This is a genomic window from Serratia sp. CY33802, from assembly GCF_052169095.1.
In the GTDB taxonomy this organism is placed as follows: domain Bacteria; phylum Pseudomonadota; class Gammaproteobacteria; order Enterobacterales; family Enterobacteriaceae; genus Serratia; species Serratia bockelmannii.
Genome location: NZ_JBJNLL010000009.1, coordinates 22,573 through 45,300 on the forward strand (window position 1 = coordinate 22,573; position 22,728 = coordinate 45,300).

15 protein-coding genes are annotated in these 22,728 nt (G+C 60.9%); 8 read left to right on the forward strand and 7 right to left on the reverse strand.

The window, feature by feature from the left end; all coding sequences use genetic code 11:
- Positions 1–87: 87 nt before the first annotated feature.
- Together ACJ8HA_RS21030 and yhjD are read right to left on the reverse strand one after the other, a co-directional pair.
- Positions 88–1,410: an MFS transporter gene (locus tag ACJ8HA_RS21030; RefSeq protein WP_016930463.1), complete on the reverse strand. Its 1,323-nt coding sequence runs from the start codon at positions 1,408–1,410 to the stop codon at positions 88–90.
- Between the two features lie 329 nt (positions 1,411–1,739).
- Complete coding sequence (gene yhjD / locus ACJ8HA_RS21035) at positions 1,740–2,759, reverse strand: inner membrane protein YhjD (RefSeq protein ID WP_025304632.1); 1,020 nt, start codon at positions 2,757–2,759, stop codon at positions 1,740–1,742.
- A 341-nt stretch (positions 2,760–3,100) separates the two neighbouring features.
- Here yhjD and ACJ8HA_RS21040 point away from each other — a divergent pair, with 341 nt between their 5' ends.
- Positions 3,101–3,967, forward strand: coding sequence for a crotonase/enoyl-CoA hydratase family protein (locus ACJ8HA_RS21040; protein ID WP_025304631.1), 867 nt, complete (start codon positions 3,101–3,103; stop codon positions 3,965–3,967).
- Between the two features lie 16 nt (positions 3,968–3,983).
- Here ACJ8HA_RS21040 and pdeR read toward each other — a convergent pair whose 3' ends face one another.
- Positions 3,984–5,978 (reverse strand): cyclic di-GMP phosphodiesterase, encoded by a 1,995-nt coding sequence (pdeR, locus tag ACJ8HA_RS21045; protein WP_442515493.1) that lies wholly within the window; start codon positions 5,976–5,978, stop codon positions 3,984–3,986.
- A gap of 536 nt (positions 5,979–6,514) precedes the next feature.
- On the opposite strand from pdeR, the gene spy reads away from it, so the two are divergent.
- Positions 6,515–7,006: an ATP-independent periplasmic protein-refolding chaperone Spy gene (gene spy / locus ACJ8HA_RS21050; RefSeq protein WP_442515494.1), complete on the forward strand. Its 492-nt coding sequence runs from the start codon at positions 6,515–6,517 to the stop codon at positions 7,004–7,006.
- A gap of 94 nt (positions 7,007–7,100) precedes the next feature.
- Here the strand turns inward: spy and ACJ8HA_RS21055 are convergent, their stop codons facing one another.
- On the reverse strand, positions 7,101–8,318 hold the full coding sequence (locus ACJ8HA_RS21055; RefSeq protein WP_043142954.1) for a Tm-1-like ATP-binding domain-containing protein: 1,218 nt from the start codon (positions 8,316–8,318) through the stop codon (positions 7,101–7,103).
- A gap of 264 nt (positions 8,319–8,582) precedes the next feature.
- Here ACJ8HA_RS21055 and ACJ8HA_RS21060 point away from each other — a divergent pair, with 264 nt between their 5' ends.
- The 4 genes from ACJ8HA_RS21060 (at position 8,583) to ACJ8HA_RS21075 (ending at position 17,253) form a co-directional block, all read left to right on the forward strand.
- A complete protein-coding gene (locus ACJ8HA_RS21060) occupies positions 8,583–9,221 on the forward strand; it encodes a TetR/AcrR family transcriptional regulator (protein ID WP_038630005.1) in 639 nt (212 codons plus the stop codon).
- A gap of 478 nt (positions 9,222–9,699) precedes the next feature.
- Complete coding sequence (locus tag ACJ8HA_RS21065) at positions 9,700–12,723, forward strand: autotransporter outer membrane beta-barrel domain-containing protein (protein ID WP_442515495.1); 3,024 nt, start codon at positions 9,700–9,702, stop codon at positions 12,721–12,723.
- Between the two features lie 118 nt (positions 12,724–12,841).
- Positions 12,842–15,946 (forward strand): autotransporter outer membrane beta-barrel domain-containing protein, encoded by a 3,105-nt coding sequence (locus tag ACJ8HA_RS21070; RefSeq protein WP_442515496.1) that lies wholly within the window; start codon positions 12,842–12,844, stop codon positions 15,944–15,946.
- Between the two features lie 455 nt (positions 15,947–16,401).
- Positions 16,402–17,253: a helix-turn-helix domain-containing protein gene (locus ACJ8HA_RS21075; RefSeq protein ID WP_025304624.1), complete on the forward strand. Its 852-nt coding sequence runs from the start codon at positions 16,402–16,404 to the stop codon at positions 17,251–17,253.
- On the opposite strand, the gene ACJ8HA_RS21080 is transcribed toward ACJ8HA_RS21075, so the two are convergent.
- From ACJ8HA_RS21080 to ACJ8HA_RS21090, 3 genes are all read right to left on the reverse strand, one after another.
- Positions 17,243–19,027 carry an ATP-binding response regulator gene (locus ACJ8HA_RS21080; protein ID WP_025304623.1) on the reverse strand — a complete coding sequence of 595 codons (1,785 nt, stop codon included), beginning with the start codon at positions 19,025–19,027 and terminating at the stop codon, positions 17,243–17,245. The genes ACJ8HA_RS21075 and ACJ8HA_RS21080 overlap by 11 nt on opposite strands.
- On the reverse strand, positions 19,024–19,518 hold the full coding sequence (locus tag ACJ8HA_RS21085; protein WP_442515497.1) for a molybdopterin-dependent oxidoreductase: 495 nt from the start codon (positions 19,516–19,518) through the stop codon (positions 19,024–19,026). The genes ACJ8HA_RS21080 and ACJ8HA_RS21085 overlap by 4 nt, the downstream gene beginning before the upstream one ends.
- A gap of 161 nt (positions 19,519–19,679) precedes the next feature.
- The gene (locus ACJ8HA_RS21090; RefSeq protein WP_148123817.1) at positions 19,680–21,029 is read right to left on the reverse strand and encodes an aminotransferase-like domain-containing protein; all 1,350 of its coding nucleotides are present in this window, start codon (positions 21,027–21,029) and stop codon (positions 19,680–19,682) included.
- Positions 21,030–21,168: 139 nt separating this feature from the next.
- Here ACJ8HA_RS21090 and ACJ8HA_RS21095 point away from each other — a divergent pair, with 139 nt between their 5' ends.
- A complete protein-coding gene (locus ACJ8HA_RS21095) occupies positions 21,169–21,798 on the forward strand; it encodes a LysE family translocator (protein ID WP_043139101.1) in 630 nt (209 codons plus the stop codon).
- 33 nt (positions 21,799–21,831) lie between these two features.
- Entirely contained in the window at positions 21,832–22,683 is an 852-nt protein-coding gene (locus ACJ8HA_RS21100; protein WP_164100058.1) for a PhzF family phenazine biosynthesis protein, read from the forward strand.
- Positions 22,684–22,728 lie beyond the last annotated feature (45 nt).

Sequence of the window (22,728 nt, forward strand, 5' to 3'; positions counted from 1 at the left end):
TACCGAGATAAACATCCAGCATAGCCCGGTTTTATGACAGGAAACGAACAACGCGTGCGGCCCCCGCAGTGAGGGGGCCGCAGGGGATCACAGCGACTGGTGGCGGGTTTCTTTCATCAGCAGCAGGGCCAGCAGCGTCAACCCGGCCATTGCCGCCAGGTACATGCCGACGTAGAACAGCCCGTAGTGGGCCGCTAGCCAGGTGGCGATATAAGGCGCCACGGACGCGCCGAGAATAGACGCGACGTTGTAGGAGAACGATGCGCCGGTATAGCGCACTTCGGTCGGGAACAGCTCCGGCAGCAGCGCGCCCATCGGGCCAAAGGTCAGCCCCATGATGCTCAGGCCGCACAGCAGGAAGCCCATCACCAGCGCCTGGTTGCCGGAACCCAGCAGGGTCGGGAACAGGAACGCGAAGCCGATCATCAGCAGGGTAATGGCGATCATGGTCTTGCGACGGCCGAACGCGTCCGCCAGCAGGCCGGCGATGGGCACCATCACGCCGAAACCGATCACCGCCACCATCAGCATCCACAGGAAGCTGTTGCGGGAGTAACCGAGCCCCAGCGGCTGCGGCGCAGTGCCGTAGGTCATCGAATAGACCGTCATCAGATAAAACAGCGTGTAGGTCGCCAGCATGATGAAGGTGCCGAGGATGGTGGCTTTCAGATGCTTGCTCAGCAGCGTGCCGAGCGGCACTTTCACCTGTTTGCCGGCCTTGGCCGCTTTGGCGAACACCGGCGTTTCATGCAATGACACCCGGACGTACAGGCCAATCAGCACCAATGCGGCGGAGAGGATGAACGGCACGCGCCAGCCCCATTCCATAAATTGCTGGTCGCTCAGCAGCCACGAGAGCAGCAGGAAGGTGCCGTTGGCGAAGAAGAAGCCGATCGGGGCGCCCAACTGGGGGAAGGAGCCGTACAGCGCGCGCTTTTTGGCCGGCGCGTTCTCCGTTGCCAACAGGGCGGCGCCGCCCCATTCGCCGCCCAGCCCCAGACCTTGGCCAAAGCGCGCCAGCGCCAGCAGGATAGGGGCGAAGATGCCGATGGTTTCATAGCTCGGCAGCAGGCCGATCAGCACGGTGGAAATCCCCATGGTCAGCAGCGAGGCGACCAGCGTCACCTTGCGCCCCACGCGATCGCCGAAGTGGCCGAACAGCGCAGAGCCGATAGGCCGCGCGACAAAGGCGACGGCGAAGGTGGCCAGCGACTGCAGCGTCGCGGTGGTCGGGTCGCCCTGCGGGAAGAAGATGTGCGGGAACACGATCACCGCGGCGGTGGCATAGATGTAAAAGTCGAAGAACTCGATGGCGGTGCCGACCAGCGAGGCGACGATGACTTTCCCGCGGGAATTCACCGGTGTAGACGCGTCGTCGGCGTCGAGTGGGGGTGCGATGGTGGCTTGCATATCTATTTCTTATTGTTGGAGGGGGTAAAAATCCATCTTAGTGACAGCATTCCGCCTTTTCAACGCTGTAACTCTGGGCTGCGCCGCCGCTAACCGGTTAAAAAGACTAATGTTTTACCGGGCTTCTTTTCTGTAGCGTTAAACGTTGAGAAATGGGTTTCATACAGAGGGAATGGCTGTAAAAACGGGAAAGAAAAGTGAATGGGTAGTTTGTTATGCTGGTTTTCCGAATGTCATGCCGCATGATTTAGAGGGATTGACTGGGTTTTTGCTTATTAACCAGAGGAAAGTGCCGGCGTGTGCGATAACACCGGCACGATTGCGTGGCTTCAGGGGGCCGGTGGCTCGCGTTCCGGCAAGGCTTTGTCGCCTTTGTAGTCGGCGGTAGCGATCCAGGCGGCACAAAACAGCGTCAAACGGGCGAAGAAGTAGAAGAACGCCATCAGCCCGATCACCGAGCCAAAGGCCGCGCCGGAAGGCGATTTCGCCACCTGCGGCAGCGTCATCGTCATCACGAACTTGATCACCTCAAATCCGATGGCGGCGAGCAAGGTACCGCGCAGCAGCGCTTTTTTCTTCGGTTTGTGGCGCGGCAGCATCCAGAAAATCCACAGGAACAGCAGATAGTTGGCGAAAATCGAGATCGACAGCGCGATCGTCGTCAACGCCGGCCGCAGCCATTCGATGCCGTCCAACCCCAGCGCGTTGACGATCGCCGCCTGTGCCGATCCGGCGACCGAGGTCAGCGACAGCGTAATGATGAGCGCGACCACCAGGCCGGTCAGCGAGATGAAGTCGCGGGTGTACTTGAAATAGATTTTCTCCTGATCCTGCGGATTGCGCTCCCAGACGTCACGCGACTGTGCGCGGATCGCCTCGCGCAGGTTGCCCATCCAACTGATGCCGGAATAGAGCGCCAGCGCCAGACCGGTCAACCCCACGGTGGTACGCTGCTGAATGGCGGTGTTGACGGTGTTCTTCAGCGTGCTGGCCAGCGTTGGATCGCTGATGCTGCCGACGATCCGGTTGATCAATCGGGCCAGCAGATCCGGGTTGGAGGCCAGCACGAAACCGGCGGCGGCGAATGACACCATCAGGATCGGGATCAGCGAGAGGAATGAAAAATAGGTGATGGCGGCGCCGAACTGGCTACCCAGCCGATCGTTAAAGCGTTCGGCCGCGCGCAGCAGGTGCGCAACGCTCGGCCAGGCTTTGATGCGTTCAATCAGACGTGAAAAACCACCAATGCGGCGGTCGAGGGTCTCATGGCCGGTCTTGATGGCGATAAGCGGCTTCGGCGGCGTGTCTTGTGCGGGCTGGCGGCGTTCCTGGTCTGGTCCTGTAGGCATTACTTCACGATTTCCTTAACGTTAAACGGCATGTATCCGTATTGATTATAGCCAAAGCCTCGCGGCGTTTTGAGCGCCGGGGCGGCAAACGGTCAATTTCCGAGCTTAACGCGTTAGCGCCTGGCATGAAATGCCGACGATGGCGCGATAGGTAAAATTCCTATGAAAAGCCCGTGGCGCCTCGGTTTTTTTCACTTCCCTACCTCCAATTTTTATCTGTTTCGTCGGCGAGAAAGCGTTTACTCATGATGTGGCGTCGCGCTTTACCGACTGCCGCTCCGCTGCAGCCGTAGGGGCTGGAACGGTCTCATCCGTCATCAACAGAAAAACTGGAAGGTCTTATGAAATTGCTTAATCACCCCACCTGCCGTCCGTTTACCGAAGCGGGCAATCTGTCGCAGCTTTCCGCCTACTATGAAGAGGAGAGGCATATCATGTGGATGCTGCTGCGCGCTGCGCCCCGCCCCTGCTTCAACCAGGCGCTGATCGAAGACATCATGACGCTGGCGCAGGCGGCGAAGGAGTCTTCGCTGCGATTCGATTTCTGGGTCACCGGCTCGCTGGTGCCGAACATGTTCAACGTCGGCGGCGATCTGCAGTTCTTCGCCGAAGCGATCAAAAACCGCAGGCGCGAGGCGATGATGGCCTACGCACGGGCCTGCATCGACTGTGTGCATGCCGCTGCGCGCGGTTTCGACACCGGCGCGGTCAGCATTGCCATGGTTGAAGGTAGCGCGCTGGGCGGTGGCTTTGAAGCAGCGCTGGCGCACCATTTCGTGTTGGCGCAGAACAATGCGCGCATGGGGTTCCCGGAGATCGCGTTCAACCTGTTTCCCGGCATGGGCGGTTACTCGCTGGTGGCGCGCAAGGCGGGCATGCGCTTGGCTGAGGAGCTGATTTGGGGCGGCGAGTCGCACACCGCAGAGTGGTTCGAGAGCCGCGGGCTGGTGGATCAGCTGTTCCAGCCCGGCGATGCCTATATGGCGACGCGCACTTTCATCGATACCATCCGGCCGAAGCTCAACGGCATGCGCGCCATGCTGCGGGCGCGTCAGCGCGTATTGCAACTGACGCGTTCCGAGCTGATGGATATTACCGAGGATTGGGTCCACTCGGCCTTCACCATTGAGGAAAAAGATCGCGCCTACATCGAGCGGCTGGTGATGTTGCAGGATCGCCACACCCTGAACCTGCGTCGTGCCGGCTAACGTTAACGCGCCCGCCTCACGCGGAAGGTGAGCGCGGGCGATAGGACTGCAGCCAATGCTCCAGCTGTTCCGGGAGCATTGGCCGCGCAAACAGAAAGCCCTGCTTTTCGTCCACGCCAACTTCGTCGAGGAACTGATTTTCGCTCTCGGTTTCCACCCCTTCGGCGATCACCCGGAAGGCCAGCGCCTCCGCCGCTGCGACGATCGCGCGTACCAGCGATTGCGATACCGGATTGAAATTCACCCCGCGCACGAAGCTTTTATCCAGCTTGATGGCGTCCAGAGGAATACGCGCCAGCTGCGCCAGCGACGAATAGCCGGTGCCGAAGTCGTCGAGATGCACCTGCGCGCCCAGTTCGCGTAGCCGAGTGATCAGCGCGCGCGCGCGGTTCTCGTCTTCAATCAGACTGCTTTCTGTCAGCTCGAAGTCCAGCAGACAGGGGGCCATGCGATGGTGGCGCAGCACCCCGAGCAGGTCGTTGACGATGCCGTCGTCGGCCAACTGCCGGGCGGAGAGGTTGACCGCTACCCGCAGGTTCAATCCCTGTTCTTGCCACTGCGCTGCCTGGCTGGCGGCGGTCTGCAGCACCCATTGGCCCAGCGGGCCAATCAGGCCGGACTCCTCGGCGTAGGAGATGAACTGCAGCGGCGGGATCAGGCCGCGCTCCGGCGAATCCCAGCGCACCAGCGCTTCCACACTGTGCACTTCGCCGCTGCGCGCGTCGATTTTAGGCTGGTAATACAACACCAGCTGATTTTGCTCCAGCCCTTTACGCAGATTGGTGTCCAGCCACATGTATTCGGCGACGCGTTTGTTCATCTCCGGCGAGAAGACGGTATAGGTGCGTTTGCCGTGCTCCTTGGCGACGTACATGGCGGTATCGGCGCTGCGGATCAGGCTGTCGAGATCGTTGCCGTGCTCCGGGCACAGCGCGATACCGATCGAACAGCCGGTATACACCTCAATCAGGCCGATGCGGAAAGGGGTTTTCAGCCTGTCGATAATGCGCTGCGCCAGCGTTTGCAGGCGCTCGCGATCGGTTTGCGGCGCCAGCACCAGAAATTCGTCGCCGCCGAGGCGGGCGAGCACCTGATCCGGGCTCAGGCAGCCGAGGATCGCCAGCGCGACTTCGACCAGCAGCCGATCGCCGAACATATGGCCGTAGGCGTCGTTGACCTTTTTGAAGTTGTCGAGATCGAGGTACACCAGGCCGAAGCTCTCTTCGTTGCGCGTAGCGATGGCGTGGTTGATCTTATCCTGGATGGCGTTACGGTTAGGCAGGCCGGTGATAAGATCGGTGTTGGCCAGCACCCGCAGCCGTTCCTGCGCACGGCGTTCTTCGGTGATGTCGGTGCCGGAGCAGATCAAAAACACCTCGTTCTTGCCGCTGCCGCTGTGCACGAACTTATTGCGGAACAGAAACAGCCGTTCGCCCTTGACCGTCTTTACCCAACGCTCCACCTCATAAGACGATCCGTTGCGGAAGAAGCCGGCGATGTTGCGCCGCGAGGCGGCGGCTTCTTCCGGGCTCATAAACAGCTGGAAAACGTTTTTGCCGATCACCTCGTGTTCGTGCAGCCCGGTGTACTCCTCGCTCAGCCGGTTGAAACGCTGAATGCGGCCGTGCTGATCGACGATCACGATCACCGAGTTGGCTTCGGACACCACCTGCTCGGCAAAGGAGAGGCCGTGCACCAGATCGCGCGCCACGGATGGGGTGTCGCTGAAGGCGGAAGCGGTGCCCGCCCATTCGAGGTTGTTGACGCGGCGCCCGACCAGATGCAGATGCAGCGGTTCGCCGGCCAGCGTAATGGTCAGCTCAAGGCTGGCGGTTACGCCGCTCAGACGGCGAATTTTCGCCGCGTCCATGGCGCTGAGTGCCACCGCGACGTGGGCTTTGCCCTTAACGGCGGACAGCTCCAGGGCATTGCTGTCAAACGCCAGCCGCCAGTGGGGGCTTTGGGTGCCGAAGTGGGCGTTAAGAAGCTCAGGGCCTTGGTCTGCGGGCATGATGATTCCTCAAAAGAGCACGGGCGGCCGGTCGGCGCAGCTCCGGGCAGCCTGTTGGCCCGAAAGCGATCGCCGTACGCATCTGTGCATCATATAACAGGTTTTTGCAGGCGGGACGGGTGATGGAAACTATTATATAAGCAATGATTAGTTTTGCGGTGTAAACGTCGCCCGGCGGCCGCTTGCCTTAAAGTGTAGGAGAACATCGGATCCTGTGATGCTTGTACTGACTTCCCCCTGCTATCGGAAAACGGTTGAGGCAAGATTGCCGTGCTGGCGAGTAAATTATAGCGGTGAGGGGAAAGCGGAAAAATAACTCCACCGGGGGGATTTTTGCCGAGAAATTAAAATTTCCATCAAATAAACGCCATCTTCATAGTTTTCTCATAATTGGTGAATAAATCCGAGACGGGTTTTAAAAAGTTTACACACCCTCGCATTACTTGAATTTTATCAGCCTATTATTATCTCCGACGACGAATGAGCCTGTTAACGTACAGCGCTCCTGATGAAGAAAAATTTTTAAGGAAATGATTATGCGTAAATTGACGGCTTTATTTATTGCTTCCACGCTGGCTCTGGGTTCTGCTTCCGCGGCGTTCGCCGCCGATACGGTGGCTGCCCCGGCGGCGGATGCGGCGCCGATGAAAATGATGCATCACAAGGGTGAAGGTAAAGGCGGCCCGTTCGCCGGGTTGAACCTGACCGAGCAGCAGCGCCAGCAGATGCGCGATATCATGAAAGAGTCGCACCAGAAGCGCGGGCCGGGCATGAAAGAAGAACGCCAGGCGCTGCACAATCTGGTCGCTTCCGACAGCTTTGACGAAGCGAAGGTGAAGGCGCAAATTGACGCGATCGGCAAAGCACAATCCGAACGCATGCTGGAACGCGCCAAAGCGGAAAATAAAATGTATAACCTGCTGACGCCTGAGCAGAAAAAACAATACAATGAGAATTATCAGAAACGCGAGCAAAAGATGATGGACCACATGAATAAAATGAAGGAGCAGATGTCCTCCGGTCAGTAATATCCGCTCGCGGTGAGTAAAAAAGGGCCAGGCTATTTGTCTGGCCCTTTTTCTATGTGGCGTTATCGCCGGCAGACTTTGTCGTGAGTGATAATCATTCTCCGCCGACAATGTGCTGGAAATGTTCGGCAACGGCCTGCGCAAAGCACGGGTCGTTAATATGATAAGGCGTTTTTATCAACCGGCGTTTGTCGGTGGCGTGCACCGTTTCTTCCAGCGCCTGCGTAAAGGCGGCCAGCGCCGCCGGATCCCAGAACGGTTGCCCGGGCGCATCCAAAGCCGATACGCCGCCTGTCGGGATAACGAAACGCACTTCGCCCGCGCAGGCGTTGATTTTTTCGCCCATCCAACGCCCCATTAACGCATTCTCCCGCGCGCTGGTACGCACCAGCGTCACTTGCGGGTTGTGATGGTGACGCAGACGGTTGGCATAGCGAGCCGGCACCGTATTCGGCGCGCCGAAGTTGATCATGTCTATCGCGCCACAGGAGAGCACGCACGGGATGCCGGTACGCGCGATGGCACCGAAACGATCCATATTGCAGGGCAGCACACCGCCAAACAGGTAATCGGCCATTTCGGTGGTGGTCAAATCGATGGCGCCGTGCAGTTGGCGGTTATCGATCAGTTTTTCCAACGACCTGCCGCCACTGCCAGTCGCATGAAACGTCAGACAATCCCATTGTGTTCCCAGTTCGGCCACCAACGCCTGAACGCAGGGCGTGGTGACGCCAAACGTCGTCAGGCCGATCGCGGGTTTGTTGTCGTGATAGTCGACGGCGGCGAAGTGCACTGCGCCGGCTATCTGGCGTGCCGCGTTGCCTAGCACCTGTCGCGAGATGCGGTTAAGACCGGCGAGATCGGTGACCGAATACAGCATGTTGATATCGCTGGCGCCGACATAGGCGGAAACGTCTCCTGCCGCCATGCTTGAGACCATTATTTTCGGCAGGCCAATCGGCAGCTGCTGCATGGCCGGCGTGATGATGGCGGTGCCGCCGGAGCCGCCCAGACCCAGCAAGGCGGCGATATCGCGGCGCGTCAGGATAAAACGTTCGAAAGCGGTCGCCATAGCGGCGATCGCCTGGCCGCGACTGGCGCAAAAGACCGCACCGGCGCCTGCCGGATGGTGGCGAGCAACGTCCTCTGGACCGATATCGGCCGGGGAGTCAAACGGCAAGCGACGAGTGGAAAGATCGACGGTTCGCGTGGGTAAATTCAGGGCAGCGATTAGCCGCCGTACATACTCCAACTCTTGTCCTTTCGTATCTGCTGTGGTAGCAATATAGACAAAATTTGAAGTTTCTTTCATGTGTCTTCCTGGGGTGTTTCTAATTTTTATTTAAAAATCATTTTATTATATTTTTTAGGGTGCCCTGGTGTTGGCATTTAAATTAAATTGATTAATGTATTTACATAATGAGACGGCAGTATCATTTTTGCAAGGGCAGCTCAGTGCAAAATGGGACTCCTGTCTCATTTTTGAGCTTTTCAACGTGGCCGGCGCTTTGCCGGCAGTCAGTCGACAGAGGCGCATCCTCTGTTGCGCAAGCGTGTGCAGATGTATGAGGTTTAAGTGCCGATAAATGCTTTTCCCACCCCGTTCGATCCTTCACTGACTTCCACACGGGCAAAAACCTACCGTTTGTTGCTGGCCAGCGCGATGGCGTTGTATGACGAAGGGGCGTTTCCTTCGATCACCGAGCTGGCGGCGCATGCCCAGGTATCGCGCGCGACCGCCTACCGTTATTTTCCGACCCAGAGTGCGCTGATTAGCGCCGTGGTGGCGGAAAGCCTGGGGCCTATTCTGGAATGGCGCCCGCAGGACGACGATGCCCTGAAGCGTATCCAGCAGTTGCTGACCTTCGCCTATCCTCAGATGGAACGGCACGAGGGAGCATTGCGTGCGGCACTGCAGCTCTCTTTGCAGCAGTGGGCGCACGCCACGCCGGGCGAAAAATTCGTGCGCGGCAACCGCAAGCGTCTGTTGGCGCTGGCGGTAGAACCGTTGCAGGGCAAACTGCCGCCGGATTCTCTACAGAGAGTGATTCATGCTTTCTCGCTGATTTACGGCTCGGAGGTATTCCTGGTGTTGAAAGATATCTGGGGGCTGGAACTTGAGGGCATTCAGGACGTCACGCAATGGATGGCCAAAGCCATCCTGCGTCAGGCGGAAGAGGACGCGACGAACCGCAAAAAAACATCAGCAGGATAATCCAATTTTTGCCGATGACCGAGTGAAAAACCAGCATAATTCACTGAGTGAATATTGGCAAAATTTATAATTAAAAGTGATAAAAGACGCCTGTTAAGCACTTTTCAGGCGGCCATCTCCTTCATTCGATCTTTGTTTATATTTTTATTTATCAGCGTATTAAGGTTTTCCCTCTCACTTGTTATCGCCGCTTCGCTACCGGCAAACGTCATTGCCATTTCTTATTGGCGTTGGCCTGATTCACCCCTGAAACGTTCTCTCCCCCCGCCGAACTGCCGAGTGACACATTAAGCGCACTTGAGATTGTTGTGCTTTATTTATTTGGTGTTACCAAACTGTTACACAAAAAATCTTATAAAACATTTGCAAACAACAACGGACGGTATCTGGGATGGAGAAGAAACTTAGAGGAGTCAAATCCGCTCGGGCGGCCTTCGGCTGGCCTGAAATCGGAGTTCATCGCGCACAATGGAGCGCGATGCTGATCTGCCTGACGGCGATCGGCGGGGCGCAGGCCTCCAGCTATATAGAGAACGGCAAAGCGGGCGATCCGGCCAGTTGGCGCAGCAGTGAGTTCAACGCGGAATGGGGGCTGGGAGCGATCCACGCCGACCAAGCCTACGCCGCCGGTTATACCGGAAAAGGCATCAAACTCGGTATTTTCGATCAGCCAGTCTACGCCAAGCACCCCGAATTTTCCGGCCCAGATAAGGTGATCAATCTGGTTACCCATGGCACTCGCGAATACACCGATCCCTATATTCCAGTGAAAAAAGGCGATGACTTCCGCTATGACGGTACGCCAAGCACCGACTCCAGCGGCAAATTAGGCTCGCACGGCACCCACGTGGGCGGCATCGCCGCCGGCAGCCGCGACGGTGGCGCCATGCATGGGGTGGCATTCAACGCGCAGATCATCAGCGCAGAAAACGGCGACCCCGGCCCGGAGGACGGCATTGTGCTCGGTAACGACGGCGCGGTTTACCAGGCCGGCTGGGAGGCGCTGGTGGCCAGCGGCGCGCGCATCATCAATAACAGTTGGGGCATCGGCATCACCGAGAAATTCGATGAAGGCGGGTATGACCCGGCTTATCCGCACTTCACGGTGAACGATGCGCAAAAGCAGTTCGATCAGATCAAAACGATCCTGGGCACCAAGCCCGGTGGCGCCTATCAGGGCGCGATCGACGCGGCGCGCAGCGGCGTGGTCACCATCTTCGCCGCCGGCAACGACGGTAACCTCAACAACCCGGATGCCATGGCCGGCCTGGCCTATTTCGTGCCGGACATCGCGCCGAACTGGCTGTCGGTCGCCAGCCTGCAGGATCCCACCAATAGCGGTGATTACAGCATCAGCACCTTCTCTTCCCGTTGCGGCTATACCGCCAGTTTGTGCGTCTCGGCACCGGGTACCCGGGTGTACAGCTCGGTGATCGCGGGCACCGGTGTGGACGACCTGACGACCGGCTATGCCAATAAAAGCGGCACCTCGATGGCGGCGCCGCACGTGGCCGGCAGCGTTGCGGTGCTGATGGAGCGTTTCCCGTATCTGAATGGCGCGCAGGTGGCGGAAGTGCTGAAAACCACCGCCACCGACATGGGCGCGCCGGGCATCGACGCGCTCTACGGCTGGGGGATGATCAACCTGGGCAAAGCCATCAACGGCCCGGGCATGTTGGTGACCGCTGAGGATATTCCCGAAGAGTTCCGTATTCCGGATCCGGCGGGCGTGGCCTACGGCCCGACCCAGTTCGTGGTCGATCTGCCGGGCGTCGGCGCGGTGCTGGACAAGGGTAAACCGACCGAGCGCGTCTGCAGCAGCGATCTTTGCGGCCTGGACTTCTGGAGCAACGACATCTCCGGCCACGGCGGCCTGACCAAGCAGGGCATCGGCACCCTGGTGCTGACCGGTAACAACACCTATGCCGGCCCGACGCTGGTCAATCAGGGGCGGCTGGCTGTCAACGGTTCGGTCACCTCGGCCGTCAGCGTGCAGAGCGGCGGTATTGTCGGCGGCAGTGGCACGGTCGGTTCGCTGACCGCCCGTGATGGCGGCACCGTGGCGCCGGGCAACTCGATCGGCACCCTGAACGTGGCGGGCAACGTCAGCTTCGAGCCGGGCTCGCGCTACGCGGTGGAAGTGGGCCCGAACGGCCAGAGCGATCGGATCCAGAGCAGCGGATCGGCGACGATCGGCGGCGGCGAGGTGGCGGTGACGCTGGAGAACAGCCCCAACCTGCTGACGCAAAGCGAGGTGCGCAGCCTGCTGGGCCAGCAGTACACCATTTTGAGCGCGCAGCAGGGGGTGAGCGGGCAGTTTGACGCGGTGGCGCCGAACTACCTGTTCCTCGGCACCGGGCTGAGCTACCAGCCGACCGGGGTGACGCTGAGCGTCGGGCGCAACGGCACGAGCTTCGCCAGCGTGGCGCAGACCTCGAACGAGCGGGCGGTGGCGGTAGCGGCGGATGCGCTGGCGGCGGGCAACCCGTTGTACGAGAGCCTGCTCACCAGCGGCACGGCGGGCGAAGCGCGGCAGGCGTTCCGTCAGCTGTCGGGGCAAATCCATGCGGATATCGCCTCGGCGCTGGTGAACGACAGCCGCTACCTGCGTGAGGCGCTGAACGGGCGTCTGCGTCAGGCGGAAGGGCTGGCGAGTTCGTCGGCCATCAAGGCGGACGAGGGCGGTGCCTGGGCGCAGCTGCTGGGGGCGTGGGACCACGCGTCGGGCGACGCCAACGCCACGGGTTACCAGGCCTCGACCTACGGGGTGCTGGTCGGGCTGGACTCGGCGGTCGCGGGCGACGGGCGGCTGGGGGTGGCGACCGGCTACACCCGTACCTCGCTGCACGGCGGCTACGGGTCGAAGGCGGACAGCGACAACTACCACCTGGCGGCGTACGGCGACAAGCAGTTCGGGGCGCTGGCGCTGCGTGGCGGGGCGGGCTACACCTGGCACCGCATCGACACCAAGCGGTCGGTGAACTACGGAATGCAGTCGGACCGTGACACGGCGAAGTACAGCGCGCGCACCGAGCAGCTGTTCGCGGAAGCGGGCTACAACGTGCAGGGCGAGTGGCTGAACCTGGAGCCGTTCGTGAACCTGGCGTACGTGAACTTCGAGAACAACGGCATCGCGGAAAGCGGCGGCGCGGCGGCATTGCGCGGCGACAAGCAGCATACCGACGCGACGGTGTCGACGCTGGGGCTGCGTGCAGACACCGCGTGGCAGGTGAGCCCGGGCACGACGGTGGCGCTGCGCAGCGAGCTGGGGTGGCAGCACCAGTACGGCGGTCTGGACCGTGGCACCGGGCTGCGGTTCAACGGCGGCAATGCGCCGTTCGTGGTGGACAGCGTGCCGGTGTCGCGTGACGGCATGGTGTTGAAGGCAGGGGCGGAAGTGGCGGTGAACGAGAACGCCACGCTGTCGCTGGGCTACGGCGGACTGCTGTCGCAAAACCATCAGGACAACAGCGTCAACGCCGGTTTCACCTGGCGCTTCTAAGCAACATCGACTCAATCCTTGTACGGGAACCGTCTGCGGGCGGTTCCTTTTTCACATCCTGCTAATGAGAACCCGGCGCACCTGGGGCGTCGGCCAATAACAAGCAAAAGGTAAGGAAATGACAACAACAATGGGTTTTGATAGCAAAGGAAACGCTCGCCGCTCGCCGTGGCGGCTGAACGCGTTGGTCTGCTGCATGGCGCTGGCGGGGTATGCACAGGCGGCGCCGCACGAGGTGAACGGCCAACCCGGCGATCCGGCCAGCTGGCGCAGCGCCGAATTCAACGCCAACTGGGGGCTGGGGGCGATCCACGCCGATGAGGCCTACGCCGCCGGCTACACCGGCAAAGGGCAGAAGGTGGGCATTTTCGACACTCCGGTCAACCGTCATCCCGAGTTCGCCGGTGACGGCAAACTGATCAACGTCGTCACCGAGGGCTACCGCGCCTATACCGATCCACACCGGCCGGGGATTAACGCCGGCGATCGTTTTTACTTCGACGGCACCTTCCACTTCTACAGCGGTTCGCAGGGCATGCTGAGCAATCACGGGGTGCACGTCGCGGGGATCAGCGCGGCGAACCGCGACGGCATCGGCATGCACGGCGTGGCCTTCGATTCGCAGGTGATTAGCGTCGATAACGATAACGACGGCCCGGCCTACGGCGAATTCCTCGGCCTGGACGGCGCCGTCACCAATGCCGGCTGGCAGGCGATGATCAACAGCGGTGCACGGGTGATCAACAACAGCTGGGGCGTCAGTATTCCCGATTTCCTGTCCGACGGCGGCCGCGATCCTAACGCGCTGCACTTTGAGCTGAAGGATGCGCAGGAACAATTCGATCAGGTCAAACCGCTGCTCGGCAGCCTGGCCGGCGCAGGCTATCAGGGCGCGATCGATGCGGCGCGCAAAAACATTCTGGTGCTGTTCGCCGCCGGCAACGACGGCAACTACAACCAGCCGGATGTGATCAGCGGGCTGGCCTACTTCGTGCCGGACATCGCGCCGAACTGGCTGTCGGTCGCCAGCGTGGCGCAGGATGCGGCATCGACCAACAGCGTGCCTTATACTATCAGCAGCTTCTCTTCCCGCTGCGGCTATACCGCCAGCTTCTGCGTCTCGTCGCCGGGCAGCAAAATCTACAGCACCGTGGCCAACGGTTCCGATCCGGCCAACCTGGTGTCGGACTACGGCAATAAAAACGGCACCTCGATGGCGACGCCGCACGTGACCGGCGCGGTGGCGGTGTTGCTGCAGCGCTTCCCGTACATGAGCTCGGCGCAGATTGCCGACGTGCTGAAAACCACCGCCACCGACATGGGTGCGCCGGGCATCGACGCGCTCTACGGCTGGGGGATGATCAACCTGGGCAAGGCCATCAACGGCCCGGGCATGTTCTATACCGTCGAAGATATTCCTGCGGAGTTCCGCATCCCGGATCCGACGGGCGTGGCCTACGGCCCGACCCAGTTTGTCGCCAATATTCCGGGGATGGGCGCCGAGGTGGATGCCGGCACGCTACACGCCAGGAAATGTGATGATGTCCACTGTGGATGGGAAATCTACTCCAACAACATTTCCGGTCACGGCGGCCTGACCAAAGAGGGCGCGGGAACCCTGGAACTGACCGGTGCCAACACCTATGCCGGCCCGACGCTGGTCAATCAGGGTCGGCTGGCGATCAACGGCTCGGTCACCTCGGCCGTCAGCGTGCAGAGCGGCGGCATCGTCGGCGGCAGCGGCACAGTCGGTTCGCTGACCGCCCGCCATGGCGGCACCGTGGCGCCGGGCAACTCGATCGGCACCCTGAACGTGGCGGGTAACGTCAGCTTCGAAACGGGCTCGCGCTACGCGGTGGAAGTGGGGCCGAACGGCCAGAGCGATCGGATCCAGAGCAGCGGAGCGGCGACGATCGGCGGCGGTGAGGTGGCGGTGACGCTGGAGAACAGTGCCAACCTGCTGACGCAAAGCGAGGTGCGCAGCCTGCTGGGCCAGCAGTACACCATCCTGAGCGCGCAGCAGGGGGTGAGCGGGCAGTTTGACGCGGTGGCGCCGAACTACCTGTTCCTCGGTACCGGGCTGAGCTACCAGCCGGCCGGGGTGACGCTGAGCGTCGGGCGCAACGGCACGAGCTTCGCCAGCGTGGCGCAGACCTCGAACGAGCGGGCGGTGGCGGCGGCGGCGGATGCGCTGGCGGCGGGCAACCCGGTGTACGAGAGCCTGCTCAACAGCGGCACGGCGGGCGAAGCGCGGCAGGCGTTCCGTCAGCTGTCGGGGCAAATCCATGCGGATATCGCCTCGGCGCTGGTGAACGACAGCCGCTACCTGCGTGAGGCGCTGAACGGTCGTCTGCGTCAGGCGGAAGGGCTGGCGAGCTCGTCGGCCATCAAGGCGGACGAGGACGGCGCCTGGGCGCAGCTGCTGGGGGCGTGGGACCACGCGTCGGGCGACGCCAACGCCACCGGCTATCAGGCCTCGACCTACGGGGTGCTGGTGGGGCTGGACTCGGCGGTTGCGGGCGACGGGCGACTGGGGGTGGCGACCGGCTACACCCGCACCTCGCTGCACGGCGGTTACGGGTCGAAGGCGGACAGCGACAACTACCACCTGGCGGCGTACGGCGACAAGCAGTTCGGGGCGCTGGCGCTGCGCGGCGGGGCGGGCTACACCTGGCACCGCATCGACACCAAGCGGACGGTGAACTACGGGATGCAGTCGGACCGTGACACGGCGAAGTACAGCGCGCGCACCGAGCAGCTGTTCGCGGAAGCGGGCTACGGCGTGCAGGGCGAGTGGCTGAACCTGGAGCCGTTCGTCAACCTGGCGTACGTGAACTTCGAAAACAACGGCATCGCGGAAAGCGGCGGCGCGGCGGCACTGCGCGGCGACAAGCAGCATACCGACGCGACGGTGTCGACGCTGGGGCTGCGTGCAGACACCGCGTGGCAGGTGACCCCGGGCACGACGGTGGCGCTGCGCAGCGAGCTGGGGTGGCAGCACCAGTACGGTGGGCTGGGCCGTGGCACCGGGCTGCGGTTCAACGGCGGCAACGCGCCGTTCGTGGTGGACAGCGTGCCGGTGTCGCGTGACGGCATGGTGTTGAAGGCAGGGGCGGAAGTGGCGGTGAACGAGAATGCCACGCTGTCGCTGGGCTACGGCGGACTGCTGTCGCAAAACCATCAGGACAACAGCGTCAACGCCGGCTTCACCTGGCGCTTCTGACCTTCAACGGTCATCACAATGACAACGGAGCCGGCATGCCGGCTCCGTTTTTATTTGCGGCTGCGGGGTGAGTCCGTATGATGGCGCGGCGCCAGGGCAATAAAAAACCGGGACCCTGACGGATCCCGGCTCAAAAGTGGGTAAAACAGATTAGCGCTAAAGGCTCAAGCCCCGTTTTGCTTGTGCAGTCCGAGCGATGTGATCATCGTCTCAGTAGCGGCAACGGAACAAATTTTCCCTGGTGTTACTATGGTTATTATTAAAAAACGTGCTGGTGTTATTTTTTATAGTGTATTGCTGTATGTCTCTTTTGATACCATGTTTGACGATGCAACATGGTATGTCAAGCAACGTTTTTAACGCATAATTGCATCAGATGCTAGTTTTAGATGTGGCTTTTTCAGCGGAAATAATCAAAACGACTGATAAATCAGTAAAAAAAATCGAAGGAACAAATGGATAACAATCACCAAAAATTCGATTCACAGTCGATTGCCAATCGGGTCAGGGAGCTGTTTTTACATTACGGGATTGGAAAACGTCAGCATGCCCGCGAGCTCAGCCGCATCTTGGATCTGAGTTTTTCACATGCGCACCGCAAACTGAAAGGGCAAAGCCCCTGGACGCTGGAACAGATCAACAGCGTCGCGGCCGCGCTCGGAGAAACGCCGGCGGCGATCGCCGATTTGAGCGCCGAACACGAGACTCCCGAGCCAAACATGGCGCGCGATGCCATCTTTGTCGTGGCGGGGGTGGCGATACCTTGCGTCGGGCACATCGGCGACGAGCTTCCTGCCGGGCGGCCGGCGGAATTTGTGGCGCTGCGCGTGGAAGGGCAGTGGCATATCTATCGCACCGATGAGGCGCCGGCAGGCCCGCGTTACGGCGTCGATCTGATCGAAATCCGGCCCGGCTTCGGCGACGACGAGCGGCTGAGCATCGCGGTATTGGACGATTCGCATCAGGCGGCCGATGAACTGGCCAAGTATCTGGGTGGCTGCGGGTTCAACGCGGTGGCGTTTTACGACGTCGACAGTTTCTGTCAGGCGTTGCAGCAAAGCCTGTTCGACGGTTACGTGGTGGACTGGTTGATCGGTGAGGAAACGGCGGATCGCTGTATCGCTACCATCCGCGCCTCCGACAATCCGGACGCGCCGGTACTGGTGCTGACCGGTGAACTGGGCACCGACCGACGCGAATCGGAAATCGCTCAGGCGATGCGCGAGTACGACGTGCTCGGCCCTTATGAAAAACCGGTGCGGCTCCATGTGATCGAAGCCGCACTGCAACGCTGTTTTAATCTTTAGCGGGGAACACCTCGGCCAGCGCGCTCGACAGCGCATCCAGTCGAACCGGCTTCATCAGGTAGTTATCGAACAGGGCGCGCTGATCCGCCGTTAACTGCTCCGGCGTGTAGGCGCTGATGCCGATGATCGGCACATGGCGGTTGGGGCCGCGACGGTTGCGCAGCTGCCTGGCCAGAGCAGCGCCGTCGATGCCCGGCATCTGCAAATCCAGCAACAGCGCATCGTAAGGACGTCTGAGCAGCTTCTGCAGTGCGCGTTCCGGCGAGTCGCACAGTTCGTGCTGGTAACCCAGCTTGTCCAGCAGCGCCGCAAAGGCGTCACCCACCGACTTGTTGTCATCCACCACCAGAACCTGCTGCGGCTTATGCTGCAGAGAGGCATTGGCGGCGGCGGGCTCGTCGGCACGTTCGTCTTCACTGATCTGCACCGGAATGCTGACGATAAAGGTGCTGCCCTTCTTGATTTCGCTGTACACCGTGATGGTGCCGTTAAGCAACGTCACCAGGCCGTGCACGATCGCCAACCCCATCCCCACGCCGGCGTACTGCTTGGTATGCGACTGATCCAACTGGGTAAAGGGCTTGAAGATCTGATCGAGCTGGTCTTTTTCGATACCGATGCCGGTGTCAGTCACTTCGATAATCAACGAACTGCCGCCCGGTTGGCGGCGCAGGCAGCTGTGCAGCGTAATGCTGCCGCTTTCGGTGTACTTGTAGGCGTTGGTCAGCAGGTTGACGATAATCTGCCGGATGCGCAGCGGATCGGAGTGCACCAGCAGGTGGCTGCATTCCACTTCACAGCTGAGTTTGACCTGTTCTTTGCGGGTCAGGGTGGCGATTTCGTTGGCGGTCTCCGCGATCAGCTTCTGCGCGTCGAACGGTACGATGCGCAATTCCATCATGCCGCTGTCGAGGTGCGCGTAGTCGGTCAGATCTTTCATCTGGCTTTCGATTTGCTGCGCGGCGGTCTCCAGCCGCTGGAAGGTGTCCGCATGCTCTGCCGACACACGGGTATTCACCAGCACGTCGATGGCCGACATCACGCTCTGCAATGAGGTGCGCAGCTCGTGGCCAATAGCGCCGAGGAAGGCGTTTTTGGTGCGCGTCGCTTTCTCCGCCTCAATCGCCTTGGCCTGTTGGCGAATGGTCAGCCGCTGCTGGCGGAACACGATCAGGGTGATGGCGATCAGCGCGATCACCGAGAACATGACGATCACCAGCCCATAGAAAATAATGTGCCGCTTCTCGATGTAGTCCTCATAGGCGGCGGTGCGCTGCTTCACCTCGGCATGGTCGGTCAGGTTGGCCATTTCGATGGAGTAAGGCTTGATGGCCTTCATGGCCGCGAAAACCTGGTCGAAGTCGATTTTCGGGCTGTCCAGCAGCTTATCGATGCGATCCATCTGCAGGCGCATCTGTTTGACCACTTCCGGGTAGCCCGGCTCGGCGTACAGCGGCTGGGTCGATTCGGAGACGGTTTCCAGCACGTAAAAACGCGAATAGAGGATTTCGAACCGCAGCCGCAGGTTGTCGTTGTCCACCTGCGGCGCGTGACTTTGCTGTTCGACCAGCGTGTCGAACTCCGCCAGCTTGATGGAGAACTTGGCGATCGACCAGGAGTAGTTCTCCTGCGTGCCGGCGATGGCATACAGCCCTTTCTTCGACAGGGTGGCGCTGTAGTAATAGAGCGTGACGGTCGAAGCCACTAAAAACAGCGCGGCAAAGATGGCCGGGATCGCCAGCCTGCTGCCGTTCTTAAAGGTCGTCAGCTTCATTTGATCACGATCCTGTCGACTTGCCAGATAAAGCGTGAATTGTACAACGGCGAGTTCAGTTCAGGCCCGGCGGCGTCACGCGGGTACACCAGGAACAGCGGGCCGAAGTTTCTGAGCTTCAGCATTTCCCCGTCCATCTTGTAGGCCAGGATCATGTTGTATTTCGTGACGTCGGACAGCGGCACGTCGATGTAATAATCGTTCAGCGCGTAGAAGGTCAGCGTCTCGCCCTTGGCGCCGACGCGCTCCAGGATATCGGCCACCGAAATCCCTTCGAATTTTCTCTGCGGCGTCCAGGACGTGGAGGTGGTGATGCTGCGCACCGGCATCGCCAACAGTTGTTTATCGGTGAACAGATAGCTTTTGTTGACCGGGTCGGTCACGTTGTCGATCTTGCCCGCCACTTCCAGGGTAAAGCTGAGGGCGCTGCTCTGGGCGATAATCAGGGCCACGCAGGCTATCGCAAGGGCTTTGCATAGTTTGAACAGCATCGGTGTTCTCCAGAGGCGCGGGGAGGTTGTATCAGTCCCGCTAATTTATCAGGCAGAATAATGGCAGAAAAAGCAGGCGGGTGCGAAGGGAATAGTAAACCGCACAAAAAGAACAGGTCTGGGTCGGTCGGCCCGTGCGCGTAACCTTTCCCTTCCGTTTGTCAGCCGTTCCGATGTGCTTTCAACAGCTGGGCCAGCTGCGTCAGGCCTGCCGTTAGCTCGTCCAGTGAGGGGGAACCCAGGCACAGGCGAATACCCGATTCACTTTTGCCGTCATTGACCATGACCGCGGCCGGCGGCGTGACTTTAACGCCCGCCAACGCGGCGGCGGCGGCCACAGACTCGGCGGTTTCGCGCGGCATCGGCAGCCAGACATGGTAAGCGTCGGGATGCGATACGCATTCGTCGGCATCGAATATCGAGGTAGCCAGATGCACTCTTCGCTGAGCCTCATGGCGCAACGCTTGCGGTATCACCTCGATCGCGCCGCTGGACAACCACTCCCCCACCACGGCGCAAGACAGTGGCGAAGGTGCGAAGGGAATATCTTGCAAGGCTTCTTCCGCCGCGGTTTGCATGTCGGGCGGTAGAGTCAGCATACCGATCCGCAACCCCGGGCCGAGCGTTTTCGACAGGCCATTGACATGGAACACCCGCTCGGGTGCCAACGTCGCGAGCGCAGGCACTGCTGAATGCCCTAGGGCATACACGCCATCCTCGATGATCCAGACATTCGCCTGCCGGCATATCTCGACGATAGCCCGCCTGCGCTCGGCGCTCATGGTGGCGGTCGTCGGGTTATGCAGCGTCGGTGTCAGATAGACCGCAATATGGCCGGAGGAGACACGCTCGAGCGCGCTCGCCAGCGCCTGCGGCACCATGCCTTGCGCATCGATCTCCACGCCGATCAGGCGATGGCCTTTACGTCGGGCCAGCGCGATCGCGCCGGGGTAGGTCAGCCTCTCGGTCAGTATCGTCCCGCGTGGCCCGCAGGCCAGGTCAAATGCCAACGAAATCGCCTGACGGGCATTGCTGGTCAGCGCCAGGTGCGACGGTTCGATCGTGACGCCGGCGTTTTCCAGCCAGCGGGCCAACAGACGCCGATGTTCCAAGTGCCCGGTCGGAGGGGAATAGAGGTTCAGATGATCTGCATCCATTTTCCGTGCGATGCCGGCCAGCGTGCGTGCCAGCAAACGGTCAGTCAGCATCGCCGGCGGCGCATTGGACGAGAGATCGATTTCACGTTCTTCACGGGCGCGGCGGATCGCCACGAACATCCCGCGCCCCTTCACGCTGCGGACCAGCCCGCGTCGTTCCAGGATGGCGTAGGCTTTGGTCACCGTGCCCAGACCGATCGCCAATTGCCAGGCGAGGGGGCGGTGTGCTGGCAAACGATCGCCTCCTTGCAGCTTGCCCTCGATAATGTCGTCAGCCAACGCCAGCACCAGCCGTTCGACGGTAGTGGCTTCCACGTTGGCCAGGCGGGGTTGCCAGGGGGATTGAAGCCGCATGGTCGCTCTCCGGAGAAAGAATATAGTGTCACGTGACACTATTTAAATAGGCGAAAAGTGTAACACATACTATGTTGGTGAGGAGTCCCGGCGTTTTCAACAACGGCTCGGCCGTAAGGCGGGCCAGCGGAGTTTTTCCATGATGGTCAGTCAGCTTGCATTGGTTTACGGCGCCTATCTCCTCGCTACCGCCAGCCCCGGCCCCAGCAACATGGCGATCATGGGCGTGGCGATGCGTGACGGCCGCAGGCCCGCATTGGTGCTGGCCGCCGGCGTGATGACCGGATCGCTGTGCTGGGCGATGTTGGCCGCGACCGGCCTTTCCGCCGTGTTGGCCACGTATGCGCAGGCGCTGTGGACCATCAAAATCGTTGGCGGCGTGTATATGCTGTATCTGGCGCTGCGCGCTGGAAAGTCCGCGTTACGGACGTCCGCCGCGGCGCCGGGCATGGCCGCAGGGCGCGATGCGCGGCCTTATCGGGCGCTTTATCGGCAGGGCGTGCTGATGCACCTCGGCAATCCCAAGGCCATCATGTCCTGGATGGCGATCATGTCGCTGGGATTGCGGCAAGGCGCGCCTGAGCAGGTTTTACCGGCAATTATTGGCGGTTGCGCGCTGCTCGGCGTGACGATTTTCGGGGGGTATGCCCTGCTGTTCTCAACGGCGCCGATGATCGCGTTTTACACCCGGGTGAGGCGCTGGATTGAAGGAACGCTTGCGCTGCTGTTCGCTTTGGCGGGCCTGGAGCTGTTGATATCGCGGGGGTAATGAACGCCCGGCGTTAACCTGAGGAGAGAAGCGATGGTTTTTGGCATGCAGATGGTGGATGTCTTTGGCGCCGGGCCGCTTGCCGGCAATCCGTTGGCGGTGATCACGGGCGCCGGAGCGTTGTCGACGGAAGACATGCAGTGTTTGACGCGTTGGTTCAACCTGTCGGAGACGGCCTTTTTGCTGCCGCCGACGCACCCCCAGGCGGATTACCGGGTGCGGATATTCACCCTGGATCGTGAAATGCCGTTTGCCGGACACCCGACGCTGGGCAGTTGTCATGCCTGGCTCACTGCGGAGGGGATGCCGCGCAATAGGGCGGAGATCATCCAGGAATGCGGGGCGGGCTTGGTGAGCATTCGCCGCGAGGCAGGACGGCTGTGTTTTGCCGCGCCGCCGTTGATTCGCTCCGGGGCGCCCTCAGAAGAGACGTTGGCCGACGCGCTGCAGTTTTTAGGTATCGCGCCTGAGGAGGCGCTCGATGCCGCCTGGATCGATAACGGTCCGGGGTGGCTGGGGATCCGGCTGGCCAGCGCCGAGCGGGTGCTTTCCCTGACGCCGGCGAGAAGCTGGCCGCGCAGAGTGGACATTGGCGTCGTCGGCCCACATGCCGATGGTGACGCAGCCTTCGAAGTTCGCGCCTTTTTGAGCGATCATCTTGGCGCTATCGTCGAAGATCCGGTCACCGGCAGCCTCAATGCCTCGCTGGCCCAGTGGTTGTTCGCAAGCGGCGTGGTCAGCGGTGGCTATATCGCCGCCCAGGGCCGCTGCCGTGGGCGCAACGGGCGCGTGCATATCACCCACGACGAGAGCGGCCGGATTTGGGTGGGCGGCAATACGCGCACTCAGGTCGAAGGGCGGCTGCAAGGGATTGGCCCGGCGTAGAAAGCGTCGCCGCACTGTGTGCGGCTGAACGGAATATCGATTTTC